The sequence below is a fragment of the Allobosea sp. BE125 genome, from assembly GCF_031456075.1.
Lineage (GTDB): Bacteria > Pseudomonadota > Alphaproteobacteria > Rhizobiales > Beijerinckiaceae > Allobosea.
In genome coordinates this window covers 615711-636310 of record NZ_JAVDTY010000002.1, presented here as the reverse complement: position 1 = coordinate 636310, position 20600 = coordinate 615711, and the positions used below count along the sequence as shown (strand labels likewise).

15 protein-coding genes, 1 tRNA gene and 1 pseudogene are annotated in these 20600 nt (G+C 65.1%); 8 read left to right on the top strand and 9 right to left on the bottom strand.

Annotation, left to right across the window (positions count from 1 at the left end):
• Window positions 1-30: 30 nt before the first annotated feature.
• The 4 genes and pseudogenes from J2Y55_RS08275 to J2Y55_RS08260 form a co-directional block, all read right to left on the bottom strand.
• Window positions 31-807 (bottom strand): annotated as a pseudogene (locus J2Y55_RS08275) (glycoside hydrolase family 25 protein); the annotation flags it as partial.
• 66 nt (window positions 808-873) lie between these two features.
• The gene (gene mgtE / locus J2Y55_RS08270) at window positions 874-2280 is read right to left on the bottom strand and encodes a magnesium transporter (RefSeq protein WP_310150463.1); all 1407 of its coding nucleotides are present in this window, start codon (window positions 2278-2280) and stop codon (window positions 874-876) included.
• Between the two features lie 179 nt (window positions 2281-2459).
• Window positions 2460-2544: transfer RNA gene (locus J2Y55_RS08265), tRNA-Leu, on the bottom strand.
• 420 nt (window positions 2545-2964) lie between these two features.
• Complete coding sequence (locus tag J2Y55_RS08260; protein ID WP_083269630.1) at window positions 2965-3234, bottom strand: FliM/FliN family flagellar motor switch protein; 270 nt, start codon at window positions 3232-3234, stop codon at window positions 2965-2967.
• Window positions 3235-3371: 137 nt separating this feature from the next.
• On the opposite strand from J2Y55_RS08260, the gene lipB reads away from it, so the two are divergent.
• A complete protein-coding gene (lipB, locus tag J2Y55_RS08255; protein ID WP_310150457.1) occupies window positions 3372-4088 on the top strand; it encodes a lipoyl(octanoyl) transferase LipB in 717 nt (238 codons plus the stop codon).
• Between the two features lie 68 nt (window positions 4089-4156).
• Window positions 4157-5764 carry a carboxyl transferase domain-containing protein gene (locus J2Y55_RS08250; protein ID WP_310150454.1) on the top strand — a complete coding sequence of 536 codons (1608 nt, stop codon included), beginning with the start codon at window positions 4157-4159 and terminating at the stop codon, window positions 5762-5764.
• A gap of 650 nt (window positions 5765-6414) precedes the next feature.
• Here J2Y55_RS08250 and J2Y55_RS08245 read toward each other — a convergent pair.
• Window positions 6415-9150, bottom strand: coding sequence for an EAL domain-containing protein (locus J2Y55_RS08245; RefSeq protein ID WP_310150451.1), 2736 nt, complete (start codon window positions 9148-9150; stop codon window positions 6415-6417).
• Between the two features lie 33 nt (window positions 9151-9183).
• Window positions 9184-10488: a FecR domain-containing protein gene (locus tag J2Y55_RS08240; RefSeq protein ID WP_310150448.1), complete on the bottom strand. Its 1305-nt coding sequence runs from the start codon at window positions 10486-10488 to the stop codon at window positions 9184-9186.
• Window positions 10489-10773: 285 nt separating this feature from the next.
• Between J2Y55_RS08240 and J2Y55_RS08235 the strand changes: the two genes are divergently transcribed.
• Together J2Y55_RS08235 and J2Y55_RS08230 are read left to right on the top strand one after the other, a co-directional pair.
• Window positions 10774-12453, top strand: a complete 1680-nt coding sequence (locus tag J2Y55_RS08235; protein WP_310150445.1) for a ShlB/FhaC/HecB family hemolysin secretion/activation protein — start codon at window positions 10774-10776, stop codon at window positions 12451-12453.
• A 251-nt stretch (window positions 12454-12704) separates the two neighbouring features.
• Complete coding sequence (locus J2Y55_RS08230) at window positions 12705-12959, top strand: hypothetical protein (RefSeq protein ID WP_310150440.1); 255 nt, start codon at window positions 12705-12707, stop codon at window positions 12957-12959.
• Window positions 12960-13681: 722 nt separating this feature from the next.
• Here the strand turns inward: J2Y55_RS08230 and J2Y55_RS08225 are convergent.
• Together J2Y55_RS08225 and J2Y55_RS08220 are read right to left on the bottom strand one after the other, a co-directional pair.
• Window positions 13682-13969 (bottom strand): hypothetical protein, encoded by a 288-nt coding sequence (locus J2Y55_RS08225; RefSeq protein ID WP_310150436.1) that lies wholly within the window; start codon window positions 13967-13969, stop codon window positions 13682-13684.
• A 131-nt stretch (window positions 13970-14100) separates the two neighbouring features.
• Window positions 14101-14778: an LbetaH domain-containing protein gene (locus J2Y55_RS08220; RefSeq protein WP_310150433.1), complete on the bottom strand. Its 678-nt coding sequence runs from the start codon at window positions 14776-14778 to the stop codon at window positions 14101-14103.
• A 486-nt stretch (window positions 14779-15264) separates the two neighbouring features.
• On the opposite strand from J2Y55_RS08220, the gene J2Y55_RS08215 reads away from it, so the two are divergent.
• The 3 genes from J2Y55_RS08215 (at window position 15265) to J2Y55_RS08205 (ending at window position 18873) form a co-directional block, all read left to right on the top strand.
• A complete protein-coding gene (locus J2Y55_RS08215) occupies window positions 15265-16026 on the top strand; it encodes an SDR family oxidoreductase (RefSeq protein ID WP_310150430.1) in 762 nt (253 codons plus the stop codon).
• Window positions 16027-16211: 185 nt separating this feature from the next.
• A complete protein-coding gene (locus tag J2Y55_RS08210; RefSeq protein ID WP_310150427.1) occupies window positions 16212-16859 on the top strand; it encodes a cation efflux transmembrane domain-containing protein in 648 nt (215 codons plus the stop codon).
• 28 nt (window positions 16860-16887) lie between these two features.
• Entirely contained in the window at window positions 16888-18873 is a 1986-nt protein-coding gene (locus J2Y55_RS08205; protein ID WP_310150424.1) for an acetyl/propionyl/methylcrotonyl-CoA carboxylase subunit alpha, read from the top strand.
• Between the two features lie 7 nt (window positions 18874-18880).
• Here J2Y55_RS08205 and J2Y55_RS08200 read toward each other — a convergent pair whose 3' ends face one another.
• Window positions 18881-19462 carry a helix-turn-helix domain-containing protein gene (locus J2Y55_RS08200; RefSeq protein WP_310150420.1) on the bottom strand — a complete coding sequence of 194 codons (582 nt, stop codon included), beginning with the start codon at window positions 19460-19462 and terminating at the stop codon, window positions 18881-18883.
• On the opposite strand from J2Y55_RS08200, the gene J2Y55_RS08195 reads away from it, so the two are divergent.
• The gene (locus J2Y55_RS08195; protein ID WP_310150418.1) at window positions 19462-20580 is read left to right on the top strand and encodes a threonine ammonia-lyase; all 1119 of its coding nucleotides are present in this window, start codon (window positions 19462-19464) and stop codon (window positions 20578-20580) included. The two genes, J2Y55_RS08200 and J2Y55_RS08195, sit on opposite strands and share 1 nt — an antisense overlap.
• Window positions 20581-20600 lie beyond the last annotated feature (20 nt).

The following is a 20600-nucleotide window of genomic DNA, read 5'->3' as shown; positions in this document are numbered from 1 at the left end:
GCGGCGCCGGGCCCAGCTGCGCGTGCCTATATCGAACTCGCCATTGATCCAGCCGATGAACTGCTCTTCGCTGCCGAAGAAGGCGTTGCGGTCGACATCGCCCCGGATGCCCGGCACGCGGCCCGTGGTGGTGAACTGCCAGAACGCCCAGGGCCGGTTGGCATAGCGCGCCTCGGGCAGGGCGGCCGTCGAACGGATCCAGTAGGGATAGTCGTTGAACTGGCCTTCCAGGACATCCTTGTGGAAGGTGATGTCGGTGTAGATCACGGGCTTCTTGCCGGTGAGCTGTTCGAGCTCGGTCAGCATGAGCTGGATCTTTTCAAGTGCCAGCGCCCGGTCGATCTTCTGCGGGCAGGTCTTGGAATGGCCGTTCCATTCGACATCGAGCACCGGCGGCAGCGCGTCGGGGTCGTTGGGAATCTGCTGCTTGAACCAGATCGCCTGCTCATGTGCCGGGCGGCACCAATAGACGAAATGATAGGCGCCGCGGCGCACGCCGGCCCGGCGTGCCGCCTCCCAATTGCGCTGGAAGGCCGGATCGACATGGTCGCCGCCCTCGGTCGCCTTCATATAGACAAAGCGCGTCCCGGCGCCCTTGACCGCGGCCCAGTCGATCTCGCCCTGCCAGCGCGAGATGTCGATGCCTTGCACGGCATAGCGATGCGCGGCGGCGACGCCCGGATGAGGCCGGTTGTCGCCCTTGAGCGGATAGTTGCCCTCCATCGCGACGCAGCCGCCCAGCACCGCGAGCGCGGCGGCGACCAGGAAGGAGACGGGCTTCGGGCTGAACATGCGGAGCGGGATCATCTCTCTGAAAATTGAGGAGAAAGCTTGACGCCCGGTTTACGTTACCGGTTTTTCTCGGGCCTTAGCCTAACCCAGGCCGAGCCATAATGTCGCGATCCCGAGAAAAGCGAAGAAGCCGACGACGTCCGTCACGGTGGTTACGAAGGTTCCCGATGCGATTGCCGGGTCGATATCGAAGCGGTCTAGCAGGACGGGAATCGCGACGCCGGCTCCGGCCGCGGCAATCAGGTTGACGATCATCGCGACGCCGATGACGAGGCCCAGCCCCGTGCTCGAGAACCAGACCGCGGCGGTGACGCCGGTGATCAGCGCGAAGCCGACACCGTTCAGCAGACCCACGATCATCTCGCGGGTGAAGAAGCGGCGCAAGTTCCAGGCGCCGAGTTCCTGCGTCGCCAGCGCGCGCACCGCCACCGTCATCGTCTGGGTTGCAGCGTTGCCGCCCTGGCTTGCGACGATCGGGGCCAGGATCGCCAGCGCCACGAGCTTGGTCATCTGCGCCTCGAACAGGCTCATCACGGCCGCTGCGAGGAAGGAGGTCAGCAGGTTGATGAAGAGCCAGCGGAAGCGGCTCTTGGCGATCTGCCGGACAGGGTCCGACAACTCCTCGTCGGCGTCGACGCCGCCGAGCTGCTTGACGTCGTCATCGGCCGCTTCCTCGATGACGTCGACGATGTCGTCGATCGTCATCACGCCGACGAGGCGGCCGGCATCGTCAATCACCGGCGCGGCGACGAGGTTGTAGCGCTGGAACATGCGCGCGACGTCCTCGACGTCGTCGGTCGCCTTGACGACGCGGTTCTCCTCCCCGACCAGCTCGGCGACCGGCACCGGCCGCTTGGTCCGCAGCAGGCGGTCGAGCTGGACGGTTCCAACGAAATGATGCGCCGGGTCGGCGATGAAGATCTCGAAGAAGCGCTCCGGCACATCCTCCGTCTCGCGCAGATAGTCGATGGTCTGGCCGACGGTCCAGAAGGGCGGCACCGCCACCACCTCGCTCTGCATGCGCCGGCCGGCGCTGCCCTCGGGATAGTCGAGGCCCTGCTGCAGCGCGATGCGCTCGGAGGGCGTCAGCTTGTCGAGGACCTCCTGCTTGTCGGCCTCGTTGAGGTCCTCGAGGATGTAGACCGCGTCGTCGGTGTCGAGATCGCGGACGCCCTCGGCGACGGTCTGCGCCGACAGCTCCTCGAGAATCTCCTCGCGGACGGCGTCGTCGACCTCGGTCAGGGCGGTGAAGTCGAAATCGGCGCCGAGCAGCGAGATCAGGCGCGGGCGCTCCTCGGGATCGAGCGCTTCCAGCACGGCGCCGAGATCGGCTTCGTGCATGTCGGCGACGACGGCGCGCAGCGTCGTCAGGTCCGAGAGCAGGACAGCTTGCGAGATCTGCTCGATCAGCCCTGCGTCGATTGCGCCGTCCTCGTCGCGAATCGGGCGCTCCAGCACCGCGTCCTGAGCCGTTTGCGTATCCGCCATCGGTCCGGCTCCATGGTCTGAGGGACGGTTTGGATTCGAGGGAAGGGCGGCTGCTCTTGTGTCAGTGTGCTTGCGCTCTTGCAACGCAGCATGACCGCTTCACAGCACATTCCCAAAACGGGCCGGAAACACAAACGGCGACCCTCGCGGGTCGCCGTTTATGGGGCTTAGCCCAAATCTGGTGCGGTCAAGAGGACTCGAACCTCCACGGGTCTCCCCGCTACCACCTCAAGGTAGTGCGTCTACCAATTCCGCCATGACCGCAGCGGCTCGAAAACTGCCGTGTGAACGCGGCAACTCAGGAACGGCGCGGGTCTAGCAAATCGAATCCGCCGCCACAAGGGTGTTTCGTCAAGAATGCGTCATGGTTCGGTTTATCCCCTACAGCCCTCATCCTGAGGAGCTCTCCGCGGAGGCCAAATCGACACGAATCGAGCGGTATCAAGGACCTCCGATCGCTTGCCTCCACCAGCGCCGTCATTCCGGACAAGTCGCGTCAGCGGCGCAGATCTGGAATCCATCGGAGGCCACCGAACTCTACGATGGATTCCGGATCTCCGCTTCGCTGCGTCCGGAAAGACGGCGCGTAGATGATCAAGGCTGAGCCATTGAAATCATTGAATTCATTTCGCGCCAGGCTCCTCAGGATGAGGGCTGTGGAGGCGAGGAGAATAGTGCGGCCGCTCAGGCCGCCTCGGCCACGCTCTGGAGCGAGTAGACCGTCGGGCGCTTCAGCATCTGGGTGATCTCGACCGAGATCTTGGAGCCGCTGACCACGACATTGCCCTTGGCGAAGGGGTGATTGTTGGCAAGAATCTGGACTTCCTCGGTCTCGGTCGCGTTGAGCTCGATGATGGCGCCGCGGCCCATGCGCAGCAATTTGTAGATCGGCATCTGGGTCTGGCCCAGCACGACGGTGAGAACGACAGGAACGAGATCGAGATCAGCCTTCAAGTCCTGCCTCCGAAACCCTACTTCAGAATTCTACCAACGAAACTTGCCAGCAGAGCTTGCCTGAGGGCTATTTTCGAGCGCAAGAGGCGCCTGCCGCTTCCGATGAATGAACGTTGAACAAACAGGGTTAAGGCGAAGTGAAGACGCGCGAGGCGCTGGCGGTTTTGTTTGGGACAGAGGGCGATGCCGGCCCGGTCGAATGGGTCGTGACTGAGGGCCTGACCGGCTATGAGGCTGCCGTCGCCGAGATGGAGGCGCGTGTCGCGCTGATCGCCGACGGGCTTGCGCCCGAGCGCGTCTGGCTGGTCGAGCACCCGCCGCTCTACACCGCCGGCACCTCGGCCAAGGATGAGGATCTGATCGCGCCCGAGCGCTTTCCGGTGCATCGCAGCGGCCGGGGCGGGCAGTTCACCTATCACGGCCCGGGCCAGCGCGTGGCCTATGTGATGCTCGATCTGAAGCGCCGCGACCCCGATCTCAGGCGCTTCGTGGCGGCACTGGAGGCCTGGCTGATCGGCACGCTCGACGCCTTCAATGTCAGGGGCGAGCGGCGCGAGGACCGCGTCGGCGTCTGGGTGCGCCGGCCCGAGAAGCGGGCAAAGACCGGAGCGGAGAGCGCCGAGGACAAGATTGCCGCGATCGGTATCCGGGTCCGGCGCTGGGTCTCGTTCCACGGCATCTCGCTCAACGTCGAGCCCGAACTCACGCATTTCGACGGCATCGTGCCCTGCGGCGTCAGCGATCATGGCGTGACCTCGCTGGTCGATCTCGGCCTGCCCGTGACGATGCCGGAGGTCGATTCGACCTTGCGCGCACAATTCGAGCGCATCTTTGGGCCGACCATCTTGGCGTGACGCCCCGTTGGCAGCACCCGCATAGCCGTTCATAAGGCTGATCCCAAGAACTGACGAGGGAGCGCGACGTGCCGGTCATCGAGAGCAAGGTCGATCTGGATTCGGCCGAGACGCGCGCCAATGCCGAGAACTGGGCCGCCTTGCGCAGCGAATTGCAGGAGCGCCGCATGACGGCCGCGCTCGGCGGCAACGCCAAATCGCGCGAGCGCCATACGGCGCGGGGAAAACTTCTTCCGCGAGAACGCGTGCTGCGCCTGCTCGATCCCGGTTCCGCCTTCCTCGAGATCGGGGCGCTCGCCGCCTTCGAGATGTACGACAAGGAGATTCATGGCGCCGGCATGATCGCCGGCATCGGTCGCGTCTCCGGCCGCGAATGCATGATCGTCTGCAACGACGCGACGATCAAAGGCGGCACCTATTATCCGATGACGGTGAAGAAGCATCTGCGCGCTCAGGAGATTGCGCGCGAGAACCGGCTTCCTTGCATCTATCTGGTCGATTCCGGCGGCGCCAACCTGCCGCACCAGACCGAGGTCTTCCCCGACCGCGAGCATTTCGGCCGGATCTTCTACAATCAGGCGACGCTCTCGGCCGAAGGCATTCCGCAGGTCGCGGTGGTGATGGGCTCCTGCACCGCCGGCGGCGCCTATGTGCCGGCGATGTCGGACGAGACGATCATGGTGAAGAACCAGGGCACGATCTTCCTCGGCGGCCCGCCCTTGGTGAAGGCCGCGACCGGCGAGGTCGTCTCGGCCGAGGATCTCGGCGGGGCCGATGTCCATGCCCGCCTCTCCGGCGTCGCCGACCACTACGCTGGCGACGACACCCATGCGCTCGCCATCGCGCGCCGCATCGCCAGCAATCTCAACAGCGTCAAGCGGCCCGACATCGACATCGCCGAGTCGGTGGAGCCGCTCTATCCTGTCGAGGAGCTGGAAGCCGTCGTCCCGACCGATCTCAAGAAGCAATACGACATCCGCGAGGTCATCGCCCGGCTCGTCGATGCTTCAGAGTTCGACGAGTTCAAGAAGCTCTACGGCACGACGCTGATCACCGGCTTTGCCCGCATCCACGGTATCCCGGTCGGCATCATCGCCAATAACGGCATCCTGTTCTCCGAGAGCGCGTTGAAGGGCGCGCATTTCATCGAACTCTGCTGCCAGCGCCGGATTCCACTGCTCTTCCTGCAAAACATCACCGGCTTCATGGTCGGCCGCGATTTCGAGACGCGGGGCATCGCCAAGGACGGGGCCAAGCTCGTGACGGCGGTGGCCTCGGCGAAGGTGCCGAAGATCACCGTGCTGGTCGGCGGCTCCTTTGGGGCCGGCAATTACGGCATGTGCGGGCGCGCCTATTCCCCGCGCTTCCTCTTCACCTGGCCGAATTCGCGCATCTCGGTGATGGGTGGCGAGCAGGCTGCGAGCGTGCTCGCCACCGTCCGCCGCGACAATATCGAGGCCGAGGGCAAGCGCTGGACGGCGGAAGAGGAAGAGGCCTTCAAGGCGCCGATCCGCTCGAAATATGAGGAGGAGGGCTCGCCCTATCACGCGACCGCCCGGCTCTGGGACGACGGCATCATCCTGCCCTCCGAGACGCGGCGCGTGCTGGCGCTGGCCTTCTCCGCCTGCCTCAATGCCGACGTGCCGGAGACCAGGTTCGGCGTGTTCAGGATGTGAGGCGCCGTTCGGAGTGTGCTTGAGCCCTCATCCCGAGAGCTTGGCTTGAGATGAAGCCCGTGATTTCAAAAGCCCGCCACGACATTCGTGGCGGGCTCGTATTTTTGTTAGGGCAACGCTTCCTGTCCCGGCTCAGCGCTCAATGGCGGCGGCGCTTGTACCAGCCGCGATGTCGCCCACGATTCCACCCGCGATGGAGACCGCGATTTCTGCCCCGCCCGTAGCCGTGGCCTCGATTTCGCGCAGGCTCGACCAACGAATCCTCGGCCTTTGCCGATAGCTCAGCGGCAGCGGCAACGGGCAACGCCTCAGCTGCACTGTGAAGCGTCACGGGTAATAGCCCCGCTCCGAACATCATCATCAGAAAAGCTCGTCTTTGCATTGCTTCTCTCCCGATGCCCTCTTTTCGTGCTGGCCACGCCATGAGGAGCATCTGGGTAAACCTGAAGCTTGACCAATTTGTTCCTGATGGAACGCCTTCTTGGTCGCCGAGCCAATGTGCAACCTTCGGACACGCGGCAGCGAGCATGACCGTTGAAGACGATCTGCACGCTGGAGAGTCTATTCGTGATGGCGGCACTATCTCATCCAGTCGCTTTCACGGCGACATTGCGCTGAGGCTTAAGGCTCACGCCATCCAGTGGCGCCACCTACGCCACGAGCCGTGTCTCCTTGCGCAGGAACTTCGCCTCGAATTCCTTGGCCGGGATCGGCTTGCTGATCAGATAGCCCTGTCCCTCATTACAGCCCATCTCGCGCAGCAGGCCGGCGGTTGCCTGCGTCTCGATGCCCTCTGCAATGACCGAAAGACCGAGCGCCTGGCCGAGATCGATCGTCGCGGCAACGATGGCCGCATCCTGTGAGCCGGGCTCCAGCCGCTTCACGAAGGACTGGTCGATCTTGATCTTGTCGAGCGGAAAGCTTTTCAGATAGGTCAGGCTGCCATAGCCGGTGCCGAAATCGTCGAATGCGATCTTGACGCCGAGTGCCCGCAGCGCCGCGAGCACGCGCAAGGTCTTGGCGCCATCGTCGAGGATGATGTCCTCCGTCACCTCGAGTTCGAGCAGCTCGGGGCGAAAGCCATTCTCAGTGAGCCGTCTTTCGACCTCTGCGGCCAGATCGCCGGTCGCGAACTGGGACTGTGCCAGATTCACGCCGATGCGTATGGCGTAGCCGCGGCGCTGCCAATCGGCTGCCCGCCGGCAGGCGGTTTCGAGAACCCAGGCGGCGACATCCTCCGACAGCGAGGTGGTGTTCACCACCGGCATGAACTCGGCGGGCGAGACATAGCCACGTTCGCGATGGCGCCAGCGGATCAGCGCCTCCGCGCCGACGACAGTGCCTGTGCGCAGGTCAATCTGCGGCTGATAGAATAACTCGAACTCGTTATCGGCCAGCGCCGTGCGCAGCTCGGCCTCCAGTGCCTCGCGCCGTTCGATAGCGCCGCGCATGAGTGGATCGAACGGAACCGGAGCCGCGCTCGTTTGCGCCTTGGCGCCGGCCAGCGCGAAATGAGCGTTGCCGATCAGCATCTCGGCATGCTGCGCAGTACTGGTCGAAGCCAGTCCGATCGCGACCGTGATGCGATGGGGGCGTTCTCCGACCGTCACGGGCTGATACTGGAAATCGGCGACGATGCGCTCGCCCAGTGCCGTGGCCTCACCGGCCTCTCCTGCGAGCAGGATCGCGAATTCGTCGCTGCCGAGACGAGCGATCAGGCTCGCCTGCGCGGCGACCACCCGCAGGCGCTCGACCAGGGCGACGACCAGTGCGTCCCCGAAGGAATGGCCGTAGAGATTATTGATCTGCTGGAAGCGGTTCACGCCGACGAGCAGCAGCGTGGCGGTGCCAGGTTCCCCGCGCGAGATGGCATCTTCGAGATGCGCCATCAGACTGTTGCGGTTAGGCAGGCCGGTCACGGTGTCGCATTCGGCGAGATAGCGGATATGCTCCTGCTGGCGCTTGCGCAGCGAGATATCGCGCAGCACCACGCCATATTGCACGCCGGTGGCGGTATCCCAGCAGGACAGGCTGCATTCCAGATCGAACTGCTCGCCCGAGCGGCGCAAGCCGATGAGTTCGACGACCGTCCCGCCGCGCTGCAGCAGCCGGGCCAGCGGCACCGCAGTCAGCCTGAACGGCGCCTCGCTCACACTGCCATCGCCCTGAGCCAGCAGGAACTCGAAGGGCTGGCCGATCGCGGCCTGTTCGGGATGGCCGAAGATCGCGCTCGCGCCGGGGTTCCAGAGCGTGATCCGGCCGGCTTGATCGACGCAGACCAGCCCGTCGCTCAAGGACATGGCGATGCGCTCGAAGCGCCGTTCGGCGGCGAGTCTGAGGAGGCCGCGCAGATCGATCTCATCGATGGCGGTAGCGAGTGCGTAGGCAGCGACGGCGGCCAGCAGGAGCGAGCTGTCGAAGGCGATCGGGTGGAAGGCCTGGACACAGATCGCCGCGCCTTCGATCGCCAGTGCGAGCAGACCCAGCACAAGGATCCGCCGTCCCGCCCGGACCCGGCTCCAGATGGCGGCCATCGCGATGATCAGCACGGCGACGCCGCCCAGCGAGACCGCAGGCGAGGTCGTAGTGAGTGTCCGCCCCTGGATGATCGATTCAGCTGCGAGAGCCTGCACCAGCGAGCCTGGGATGATGCGGCCATTGGGCACTGTGAACCGGTCGCCCAGTTCGGCTGCGGTGCCCGCGATGATGGCTTTCTTGCCGCGCAGCGCGGCAAGCGCCGCCGGCGTCTCGCGCAGGATGTCGATGGCGGAGAGGCTCGGCACGGAGGCTGGCTGGATGCCGAAATCGATGCGGAAGGGCGGGGCGTTCTGGTCGTGCCGGCCGGCGAGCATGTCGCCGACGGAGGCAATGAACTCGCCTTCGATCGCGGCACCGTGGCTGTAGCGGCGAATGACGCCGTCCGGCTCAGGCAGGACGTTGACGAGGGCGAGCCAAGCCTGCTGCGCGAAGAGCGGGATCGGGCGATTGATGTGCAGCGTTTGACCGTCGCCGCGATCGGCGACGCGCTGGCGGAAAGCCGGCAAGACCACCGAACCACCGGCTGCCTGCAGGGCCGCTGCGAAGGCAGCGTCCTGATCGGGGGTGGATGGCGTGCTGAAATCGACGTCGAACACGATATCGGTCGCACCGGCACGTTCGAGCCGCTGCACCAGCTCCGCGTGGACGCTTCGCGGCCAGGGCCAGCGCCCCAGTGCCGCGATCGAGCGCGGATCGATCTCGACTAGGACGATGTCGCCTGTCGCCTGCCGCGTCAGCAGCCTGAAGCGCGCATCGAGCAGGGTTTCGCGCAACCACGGATGCAGCCCTGACAGGACCAGGAGCGAGAGCAGCAATCCGACGAGCAGGTGGGGGCGCAGGCGCTTCACGGGCGGGGCACCGCTCCGTCTGCAATCCGGCGGTCAGTCCTTCTTGCCATTGCCATTGCCATTGCCGTTCTTGGCGAGCCCGAAGGCATTGCCGTTGCCGTTTCCGCCAGCGTTGCTGCCGGTGGATTTGCCGTTGCCGTTGCCGTTTCCGTTTCCGTTACCGTTTCCGCCGGCGTTGCTGCTGGAGGATTTGCCGTTGCCGTTCCCGCCGGCATTGCTGCTGGAGGAATTGCCGCTGCTCGCGCTGCCCGCCACGCTGCTATTGCTTCGGTTTCCCGCCGATTGCGCGATGCCCTGGCCATTTGCGGCGTTTGCATTCGCAGAACCCGTGCTCGTCGTTCCGGAAGCCGTGCTCGCCACGCCGGCGCCGGCTGCTTCCGTCCCTCCGACCGCGCTGCCGCTATTGCCAAGATTGTTCCTGTTGCCGCCATTGCCCGGATTGAGCTCGCCGGTGTTCCAAACCGTTGCGCGGCGAGGGGCCTGGCCGTTCGCCTGCGCCTCGCTGCGCGCCATGCCGCGCGTGACCTTATGGATATCGAGCTTAACCTCGCCCAATGGTGCGGAAATGCGCAGCGCGCCGTTGGGGCCGCGCGCGATGCCTGAGGGAGCGGGCCGGCGGCGGTCGGAAACCTCGTTGAGCACGGGCGTGGTGCCGCGCAGCAGCGGCGTGGCGCCGGGCGCGGGCCTGAGGCCTCCACCTGGAACCGCAAGGGGTGCGACACGCGCCGCCTGCGGAGCGCCCTGTTCGACACGAGCGAGCGTGCCCTGGCCTGAGAGCTGCAATCCGGAAACGTGGCCGAAGGAAGCCCGCGCGCTCTGGCCCGGCAGGACGAGTGCGAACTGCCCGGAACGGAAATCCGAGACCTGGACCTGGCCGCGCTGGACATCGACCTTGGCCTGGCCGCGCTGGAGCGAGACGCTGAAGCGCGTGCCCTTCACCACCGCAGCGAGATAGGGGGTCTCAACCTCGAAATGCTGGACATTGCGCTTTTCAACGTCGAGCAGGATCGACCCCGCCTGCTGGATCACCGTCGACATGCCGGGGCGCCCGGATTCCGGAAGGCTGATCGCCGAATTGGCCGAGATCAGGATGCTTTCCGCGCCACGAACGAGCAGCACGCGTCCATTGCGCCCGGTCCGGATCGAATCGCCTGGCCGCAATTCCGCCTGCTGGGCTGCGGAAGCCTGCTGGACACCGCTGCCGGATACCCAGGCCTCGCCCGAGACCTTGGCGATCCGCCAGAGATTGTCCTCCGCCTGTGCAGCCGGGGCTGCTCCGATCGCGACGATGACAGCCAAGACGAGGCCGCTGGCAAATCGTGCCGCTTTCCGAAGCATGGTTCTCAATCCTTGAGTCGCAGGCGGACTTTGCGCAGGCGCAAACCGCTGACCCAGGAGCATAAAAGCGAGGCGTGAAAAGAGACTTAGCGTCCTAGACTGTAAATCCTCAAATCTGGAGCGTTTCGTTAACCATGTTTTTTTACGGTCGGGAGAGGCCGGGGGGCTGGCTCGAACTCTGACAGGCGACAGGACATGCGGCGTCGTGCCGAACGACAAGAAGCGAAAATCCGCTCGTCAAGAACCGTCTTTGCTGCTGCGATCATCTCTCTGCTTCATGCGGCCGTGCCCGGATCGGCTGGGGCGCAGTCGCCGGCAAGGCCGATTCAGCCTGTCGAGGCGGCGGCACAGACGCAAACGCAGCGCCGTGAGGCCGAGCAGCGCCTGAAACCGCTGCCGCCGCTGCCCTCCGTCGCTGCCGCGAACCAGCAAACGGGTGCCGACACCAGGAGGCTGTTTCGGCTTCAGGCTGTCGACCTCGACGGAATCTCCGCGCTTTCCGTGGGAGAGCTGGCCACGGCCTATGCCGGCTATCTCGGACGCGAGATATCCCAGTCCGATATCGTCACTATTGCTGCAGCGATCAGCGAGATCTATCGCAAGGCGGGCTTCCATCTCAGCCGCGCGATCGCGCCGCCGCAGGATCTCAAGCGCGGACGACTGCGCATCCAGGTCATCGAGGGCGCGGTCGAGGAGATCGTCGTCAATGGCGAGCAGGCCGAGACTTTCGGGGTGAAGCCGCTGTTTTCGCCGATCGCAGCCGAGCGCCCGGCGCGGCTGGCCACGCTAGAACGGCAGCTCCTGCTGGCCAATGACCGGCCCGGGCTGCGCGTTACCGATACGGCGCTCGACGAGATCACGCCGGCAAGCGGCCGCTTCCGCCTGACCGTCTCGGTCCAGTCCTGGCGCGTCTATACCGCGGTCGGCGTCGACAATATGGGCTCTGCCGCCGTGGGACCCTGGCAGTCCTCGGCCAGCGCCGCTCTGAACTCGCTCGTCGTGCCCGGCGACAGCCTCGCCGTCTCCGGCTCCTTCGCTCCAGGGGCTTCGCGCGAGCTGCGCTATGGCCGGGCGAGCTATGATCTGCCGCTGGGCGTCGAGAGCCTGCGCGCCGGAATTTCGGCCTCGCGCAGCGAGGTCTGGCCGGGCGACGAGCGGCGCTGGCTGCGCACGGTCTCCCAGGCCGAGACCTATGAAGCCCGCATCGCCTTCGCGCCCCTGCTGAACCAGGTCCATGCGCTCTGGTTGACCGGCTCGCTTGGCCTGAGCGATGTCAGCGAGCAGAACAGCTATGGCCGCCTTTACAGCGACCGCATCCGCCTCGCCAGCCTCTCGGCCGACTACAAGCTGCATGCGACTGAGGGTAGCTGGAGCTATCTCTCCGCGACCTACCGGCATGGCCTCGGCCTCGTCGACGCGAAGGCGGACAGCACGGACTGGCTCTCGCGCTCGGGTGCGTCGAGCCGCTTCTCGCTGCTCAACGCCTCGTTCACGCATTACCAGAACCTTTTCGAGAACTGGTCGCTGAAGCTCGCGGCCGCGGGGCAGGTCGCGTCCGGGCCGCTCCTGTCCTCCCAGCAATATTATCTCGGCGGCCTGTCCTTCGGGCGCGGCTTCGAGGGGGGCTGGCTGGCGGGCGACAATGCCGTCGCGGGCTCGGCCGAACTGCGCTTCGACCAGCCGCTGAACCTCGGCTTCGCCAAGGGTTACCAGCTCTATGGCTTCACCGAGGGCGGCGTCACGCGAAGCTACAGCCAGCCGAAGGATCTGGTGCAGGGCCTGGCCTCGATTGGCGTCGGTGTCAGGCTGTTCGTCAGCGACGATCTGCAGCTCGGGGTCGCCGTTGCCAGGCCACTGACCTATAGCTCCCCGCTGCGCTGGGACCGCGGCGCGACCGTGCTGTTCTCGCTCTCGAACGCGCTTCGCTTCTGCCCGGGAACGCAGGATCTGCGCTGCCGATCGTGAGGGCATTCGGCTCCGCGAACTGACCTTGCAGGAGGCTCGCGCGACACAGACCGGTCAGCATCGGCCAACAGGGCGGCCCTGAGCGCAGTCCGTTCGCTGCCATGCGCGACGACGAGATCTGCGATGTTCCATTCGATGCCATCTGGGGGCAGGGTCGGGGCATGCTCGATTGCTGGCCTGGCAGGGATGACAGGCTCGGCGCCTTCGCGTACCAGAACAAAATAGGAACATAACGAATCGAGCATTAAGCCATGGCAAACGTCGACAGTTTCTTCCTCCAGCCGTTCAGGACGCATCGCAAGCGCCTCGTTCCGGGCCAGCGCGTACTAGCGAGGACGAAGCATCACGCCTTGTCGGACGGCGAACGCCTTGGCCGGACCGCCGAGGGCGTTGCTGTGGTACATGTCGTCGCCGATGACGAAACCGGGGAGGTCAGCGTGATCGACGTGCTCGCTCGGCACGGAGCGATTCCCGAAGAGTTCGAGGAGCAGATCCGTGCGGTCTGATGCCCCACGCGGGGGCCGGAGTACCCGCACACCCTCGCCCCCTCTCCCATCCGGGAGAGGGGGCGAGCATGGCAGGGAGCGCAGGCCACATTCGCTGGACGGTTGCGCGCTGTTACGTGCGAATATGGGTTATCGAGAGCGGTGGTCTTCGTAGAAAGGTGTCGACAAGATCAGTTTTCGGCCGCCCAGAATCGCCTCTGAGACAATGATCTTGCCGTATAGGCGAAGTCGAATGATGCCGGGCCGGCCATCCGAGCATTGAAGAACCGCTTCGCTGAGCACTCCCGCCTTTTGGTAGAGTGGTCCGATGCAGTTCGCGCCACGGTTCGTGCGAAACCGGAATGTGTCGGTTTGCCCAGCCTCTTGTCGAAATTCGAGGTATCCTGACAGCGTTTCGAGGGTTCCCTCGACCTGCCCATTAACATGGATTGCACCATCTGCAACGACTGTTTGCGCTGTAGCAGTACAAGCAAGCAAGACGCACAGCCACGGTGTAATTTGTTTCATGAGGGATGCCGAAAGCTTCGATCTCTCGGGAAGGCTACGGTTTACGTCCAATATCAGCAAGCCACTCGTAGGGCCGAATGCCCTTAACTTCCCCGTACTCAAACCCGACCATCCGCGTCTTTGGTGATTATACGCGCTGGTCAAGCCGTGGCTGTTCAGGACTGAGCCCGAGCATGATGGTGGTTGTTGCGGCGGTGATCAGCCGGGCGCTGCCCTTAGATGCGGCTGGCCGCCGAGCCCATCACGCCCAGGATCGTCAACGCCGCCGCGATGTAGTTGAGCTTCGTCTCCGCATAGGAGGCGAGCTTGGGCTTGCCTCTCACGGCGCGGACCAGGCCATAGATGATCGTGTGAGCGAGGAAGAAGAAGACGACCGGGCCGAAGAGCAGCCGGCCCAAGGCTTCGCCCCAATTTCCGACGGAGGACGCGACCGCTACGGCTTTCAGGTTGAAGAGAATAGCGGCGGCGAAGCTCAGGCCGAGCGAAATGATCTGATGCATCATGCTGCCCTCACTGTGACCGGGTGGGCCTTTGCTGCATATCGCGGATATTCATACCCTGGCCAGTGTCTGGGCGCGGGTGACATCCGCGCCGTCATTCCGGGCGCAGACCTCGGGGACGATCCTCGGTCGGGTCAAGGATAAACTCCACGGAGACCGGGCATCCATCGCCCCTTAGTGGCAGCTTCCCCCGAGGCGATATCAACCGGGGCCTGGTCGACCAGCGACATGCGCCCCACGATCGTTCCAGGCGTGAGAATTGCGCCTGGTGCGATCACGGCATTGGCTCCGATTTTCACCCTGTCGCCGACCACACCGCCAAATTTGCCGACGCCGGTATCGATCCGCCCTTCCTTGTACACGAACGATATCGCGCGATTGGGCCACTCGTTTCGGTGATTTGCGATGACGGCGCCTGCCTCCAGATTCACATCGCTGCCAAGCAGGCTGTCGCCGACGAAGTTGAAATGGGCGAGCCTTGAGCCTGCGAACACAAAGGACGACTTCAGCTCGCTACCCGGCCCGAGGATGCAATCCGCTTCGAGCCAGCAGCCACCACGCAGCAAGGCTCCCGCTCCCACAAAGCAGCCCGGTCCAATGATGGCGGGTCCTTTGATCGCCGCAGCCGGGTCGACGACCGCAGAGGCGTTAATGGCGATGCCTGCCGTCACCGAATAATCGTCGCCGAGCTGACCGAGCAGTCGCTCGACAAGCTGGGCCGAGCCTGCCGTCAGCTCCCACGGCTTGAGGTCACGGAACTGCCCAAGCGGAGACGCGCTGAACTGGCCAATCTGGTCGATGATGAGCGGCATGTGGATTCCCGACGAGGCTTTGCATCGTGGTCCAGGGCGGAAGTGTCGGCAATCCGCCCATGGCGGTCCGTCATTCCGATTGCCCTCAACCTCCCCGTATTCAAGCTGCGCCGCCGTTCCGGGCGGAGCTCTGCCGAATGACGAGCTGGAGCGGAGAAGGGAAAGGCGTGGTGGTTTGCTGGTCCGCCATGGTCGGCTTTGTGCCAACCATCCACGTCTTCTCTTGTCGAGGGCGTGGTCAAGGCGTGGATGCTCGGGACGAGCCCGAGCATGACGGTGGGAGCGCGAGGGCGATGACAGCCGCCACTCCAAGCCAGCCACCTCAGGCTCCACGCTCCAAGCCCGGCCGCCCATGAGCGGGCCGCCGCCGGCCAGCAACGGAATGCGCGGTTGCCCTGCATTGCCGCCTCTTCCGTATGCTGCATGCGCTGCTATGGTCGCGGCCGCCTTCAAACGGTTGAACTGAGAAAAAACGCGAGGATACGCATGTCTGGGCATAACAAGGTCGCCATCATCACCGGAGCGGGTTCGGGCGTCGGTCGCGCCGTCGCGCTCGCCTTCCTGAAGGACGGCTATCGCACGGTCCTGGCCGGGCGCCGGGCAGACGCGCTGGGGGAGACGATCAAGCTCTCGGGCGCTCCGGCCGAGCAGGCGCTTGCCGTGCCCACCGACGTCACCGACCAGGCTTCGGTGCAGAACCTCTTCGCCAAGACCAAGGCCGCGTTCGGGCGGCTCGACGTGCTGTTCAACAATGCCGGCGTCAATGCGCCTGGCGGCATCCTGCTGGAGGACCTCTCGCTCGAGCAGTGGCAGGCGGTGGTCGACACCAATCTGACCGGGCCGTTCCTGTGCACGCAGGAGGCCTTCAAGCTGATGAAGGCGCAGGAGCCCAAGGGCGGACGCATCATCAATAACGGCTCGATCTCGGCCTATGCGCCGCGGCCGAACTCGATCGCCTATACCGCGACCAAGCACGCCATCACCGGCCTGACCAAGACCTCCTCGCTCGACGGGCGCAAATACGACATCGCCGTCGGCCAGGTCGATATCGGCAACGCGCTGACCGAGATGGCGCAGCGCATGACGCAAGGCGTGCCGCAGGCGGATGGCTCGATCAAGATCGAGCAGGTCATGGACGTGAACCATGTCGCGACCTCGGTGCTGCACATGGCGAGCCTGCCGATCGAAGCGAATGTGCAGTTCATGACGGTGATGGCATCGAAGATGCCGTTCGTCGGGCGCGGGTGAGGCGTTCGGAATTTGCTGTTCGAACCACGCCGTCATTCCGGGCGTAGCCCCCGGGTCCGATCTTCGATCGTCCCAAGGACAAATTCCGCGGAGACCCGGAATCCATCGTAGAGCGTTGGGCTCTATGATGGATCCCGGATCGGCGCCGCTTCGCGGCTTGTCCGGGATGACGGCGAGGGACGGATATGCTGGAGCGAACTGAAGCCACCACCATCGCCCGCGCCTATACCCGCACCATCTGGGGCATCGCGCTCGGCATTCTGGTTTTCGCTGCCGGCGTCGTCGCCTGGGCGCTTGCCGTCGGCAATGCGCAATTGTTCAAGGACGGCGTCGACTGGGTCTATGACGTCGCGCTCTACGGCATCGCGGCGCTGGTCTTCGGTCGCGATGGGCGGGCGGAAAAGCTCGCCGCGCTCGCGATCGGCGCGGTGATGGCGGTGGCTGGATTTCACACGCTCTACGACCTCTGGGACAAGATCGCGCGCCCGCGCCCGATCGATCTCTGGGCGCTGGAATTCTCCGCCGCGAGCGCGGTCATCGTCGCCGTCGCGATCGTCGGCCTGCTCTGGCGCTTTCGGCGGCAGGACAATCCGGTGATCAAGGCGACCTGGCTGTCCTCCCGCAATGACGTGATCTCGACCACGGGTTTTGCCCTGATGGGGTTGTTTGCGCGATTGGCGCCCGTGCGCTGGCCGGAATATCTGTTCGATCTCTTCGTCGCCGGCCTGTGCTTCCAGGCGACATGGGCGATCTGGCGCTCGGTGCGCCGGCTCGAAGCCGCGAAGCCGGATTTGCAGAACAAGGCGGCGACAGGGGCGATCTCCCGGCTATAAAGGCGGCACCTGTTCGAGGATGTCGCTCATGTCGATCGCCGCCAGACTGCCTTCCATCCTGATCGCCAATCGCGGCGAAATCGCCTGCCGCGTCATCCGCACCGCCCGGCGGCTGGGCCTGCGCACCATCGCGGTCTATTCCGATGCGGATGCCGAGGCGCTGTTCGTTGGGATGGCCGACGAGGCCTGGCATATCGGGCCTTCGTCGGCGCGCGAAAGCTATCTCGATGCCGAGAAGATCCTGGCTGTGGCGAAACAGGCGAATGCGGCCTGCATCCATCCGGGCTACGGCTTCCTCTCCGAGAACGCCGATTTCGCCGAGGCTTGCGCCAAGGCCGGCATCGTCTTCGTGGGCCCGCCGGCCTCGGCGATCCGGGCGATGGGCCTGAAGGACGCCGCCAAGGCGCTGGTCGAGAAGGCCAATGTGCCGGTGGTGCCGGGCTATCACGGCGCCGAGCAGGGCGCCGATTTCCTTCGCGCGGAAGCGCGGCGCATCGGCTATCCCGTGCTGATCAAGGCGGTCGCGGGCGGCGGCGGCAAGGGCATGAAGAAGGTCGACCGCCCCGAGGACTTCGACGATGCGCTCGCCAGCGCCCAGCGCGAAGGCAAGAGCGCTTTCGGCGATGCGCGCGTGCTGGTCGAGAAATATGTGCTTTCGCCGCGCCATGTCGAAATCCAGGTCTTTGGCGACAGCCATGGCAATGTCGTCCACCTCTATGAGCGCGACTGCTCGCTGCAGCGCCGCCACCAGAAGGTGATCGAGGAGGCGCCGGCGCCCGGCATGAGCGCGGAGGTGCGCGCCGCCATGGGCAAGGCCGCGACCGATGCCGCGAAAGCCGTCGGCTATGTCGGGGCCGGCACGGTCGAGTTCATTGCCGACGGACGCGAGGGCCTGCGCGCAGACCGCTTCTACTTCATGGAGATGAATACGCGTCTCCAGGTCGAGCATCCCGTGACCGAGGCGATCACCGGGCTCGATCTGGTCGAGCTCCAGCTCAAGGTCGCAGCCGGCGAGCCGCTCGGTTTCAGCCAGGCGGATGTCACCGCCACCGGCCATGCCGTCGAGGCCAGGCTTTATGCCGAGGATCCCGAGAAGGGCTTCTTGCCCTCGACCGGCAAGCTCTGGGCGCTGCGGTTCCCGGAAGGCGAGAGCATCCGCATCGATACCGGCGTCGAGGCCGGCGACACGGTGACGCCGTTCTACGATCCGATGATCGCCAAGGTGATCGCCCATGGCGCGACGCGCGATGAGGCGCTGGACAGGCTCGGGACGGCTTTGGGTGAGACCATCGTCGCGGGACCGCGCACCAATCTCGCCTTCTTGAAGGCGCTGACCGAGGCGCAAGGGTTTCGCGATGGCCCGTTCGACACCGGCTTCATCGAGCGCAACATCACAGCGCTTGGGGCCGAGCCGCAGCCGCTCGATGCCGCCGCGGTGGCGGCCGCGGCGCTGCAACTGGAGGAGGAGCGGCAGGCGGATGGACTGCTGGCTGCCGCGGGGCGTTCCGACAGCGAGGCGCGCTCGCCCTGGCTTGTCGCGGATGGGTTCTCATTGATGCCGCAGCCGGCGCTGGGCCTGGCCCTGCTGGTCGATGGCGAGCGCATCGAGGCGCGGATCGAATGGCATGAGGAGGGCGCGCGCGTCAGCCTGCCCGCCCATGAGATCGGGGAGGGCGAGCACGAGATCACGCTGGCCCAGGCTGAGCGCGGCACCTATCTCGCGCTGCATCGCGGCCGCCAGACAGCGGTTGCGCTGTTCGACCCCTTCAGCGTCGATCTCGACGCGGCGGCGGGCACTGGTGGCGTCATCAAGGCGCCGATGCATGGCAAATTGATCGCGCTCTTCGTTTCGGCCGGCGAAGCGGTGGTGAAGGGCCAGCGGCTCGCCATCGTCGAGGCGATGAAGATGGAGCATGTGCTGGTGGCTCCGCGCGACGGCACCGTCACCGAGGTCGCGGGCGAGGCGGGGGCGCAGGTGGCCGAGGGCGCCAAGGTCGTGGTGCTGGGGGAATAAGAGGGCTTCAGCGCTGCGAGCTCGGCGTGAACCGGTAGTGAATCAGGTCCATGACGACGACGTCATTGCGCGTCCGGTTTCGATAACCGTGACGACGATCGGCGGGGAATCTCAGCGATTGCCCCTGCTGGAGCGGCCTCCACTCCTCCTCCACCAGCAATTCGACTTCGCCGTGCAGGACGGTGACATGCTCCACGACGCCAATGTCGTGCGGCTCGGAGATGCTCTCGAAGGAGGGTGCGAAGGTGAGCTCGTAGAGCTCGAAACCAAATCGCGCCTCGTATGGAAACAGGAGTGCGCGTTGCATCCCTTCCTGCGCTGGGCGCACGCGAAGTTCGCTGGCGTCGCGAAGAAGCAGGACATCACCATCCCCGCGATTCGCCTCCAGCAGTGCAGTCATGGGCACGCCTAGACCCGTGGCGATCTTCCAAAGCGTCGCGACGGTCGGCGCAGATTCGCCGCGCTCGATCTGGCCCAGCATCGCCTTGCTGACTCCGGTCCGCGCGGCCGTCTGATCGAGGCTCCAGCCAAGATCGCGCCTGATCGACTTGAGCAGCTTCGGCGTGTCGACGGGGCTGATGGCCTTCATTGCGGGCAATCTCCAAGGCGTGCGTTATTGCGCACAGATGGGTCGTGCGCTATAGCGCACACGTCCACGCATCCGCGGTTCCTAGCATCCAACCGGAGGATTGTCCCATGCAGCCCGTCAGTGGAAGTCCCGCGCAAGATTTCGGCGCCATGCAGCCGAGCACCAGGCTCGATCTTCAACGCATCCGGCAAGCGCGGCAGGAGATTTCGCGGGTTTTCCGCGACACGCCGCAGTTCGTCTCTGCCAAGCTCGGCGATTTGCTGGGCTGCGAACTCGTCATCAAGCTCGAGACCGCGAACCCGATCGGCTGCTTCAAGGGGCGTGGGACCGAGGTCGCGATGTCACGTCTTGCAAGCGGCTCGGGGCCCATGGCCGCAGTCTGCGCCAGCGCCGGCAATCTCGGACAAGCGCTCGCCTATAGCGGCCGGGCACGCGGTCTCGCCGTCACCGTGATTGCGGGCAAAGGCGCCAATGCCGCGAAGATCGAGCGAATCCGCCGGCTCGGCGGTACAGTCGAATTGGTCGATGGCGATATCGAGAATGCACGCGAGCGTGCACGGGAGATTGCAGCTCGCGGCGATGCGTTCCTCGTGGAGGACAGCGAAAATCTCGACACTTGCGAGGGCGCGGGCACGATCGGCCTTGAACTCGTCGAGGGGTTCGATCGCATCGATACGGTTCTGCTAGCGCTCGGCGGAGGCGCTCTGGCCACCGGCGTGGGGCATGTCTTCAAGACCTTGTCGCCGGCGACGGATGTTGTCTGCATCCAGCCAAGAGGCGCGCCGGCCCTGGCGAAGTCCTGGCGGGCGCGATCGATTGTGACCACTGACCGCACCGATACGATCGCTGACGGCGTCGCGGGCCGATTTCCGATCGCCGCGGTTCTCGACGACCTGCTCGCCACCGCAGACCACGTCCCGCTGGTCGAGGAAGCGAGCATCGTCGAGGGCATGCGGATGCTCTACCGGCACGCTGCCCTCGTCACCGAACCTTCGGCCGCGCTTGGTATTGCCGCAGTCTTGGAAGACCCGGCGCGCTATCGCGGCAAGCGCGTGGCCACAGTGATATGCGGTTCCAATGTCCTGCCCGACTCATTCAGGGCATGGATGCAGGAATAGATGCGAGCGGCCGGTCTCTG

Bases quoted from the DNA above. Each gene is read 5' to 3' on its own strand.
- J2Y55_RS08220 (WP_310150433.1), bottom strand. From the start codon at position 14,778: ATGCCGCTCATCATCGACCAGATTGGCCAGTTCAGCGCGTCTCCGCTT.
- J2Y55_RS08225 (WP_310150436.1), bottom strand. From the start codon at position 13,969: ATGATGCATCAGATCATTTCGCTCGGCCTGAGCTTCGCCGCCGCTATT.
- mgtE (WP_310150463.1), bottom strand. From the start codon at position 2,280: ATGGCGGATACGCAAACGGCTCAGGACGCGGTGCTGGAGCGCCCGATT.
- J2Y55_RS08230 (WP_310150440.1), top strand. From the start codon at position 12,705: ATGGCAAACGTCGACAGTTTCTTCCTCCAGCCGTTCAGGACGCATCGC.
- J2Y55_RS08210 (WP_310150427.1), top strand. From the start codon at position 16,212: ATGCTGGAGCGAACTGAAGCCACCACCATCGCCCGCGCCTATACCCGC.
- J2Y55_RS08200 (WP_310150420.1), bottom strand. From the start codon at position 19,462: ATGAAGGCCATCAGCCCCGTCGACACGCCGAAGCTGCTCAAGTCGATC.
- J2Y55_RS08240 (WP_310150448.1), bottom strand. From the start codon at position 10,488: ATGCTTCGGAAAGCGGCACGATTTGCCAGCGGCCTCGTCTTGGCTGTC.
- J2Y55_RS08215 (WP_310150430.1), top strand. From the start codon at position 15,265: ATGTCTGGGCATAACAAGGTCGCCATCATCACCGGAGCGGGTTCGGGC.
- J2Y55_RS08205 (WP_310150424.1), top strand. From the start codon at position 16,888: ATGTCGATCGCCGCCAGACTGCCTTCCATCCTGATCGCCAATCGCGGC.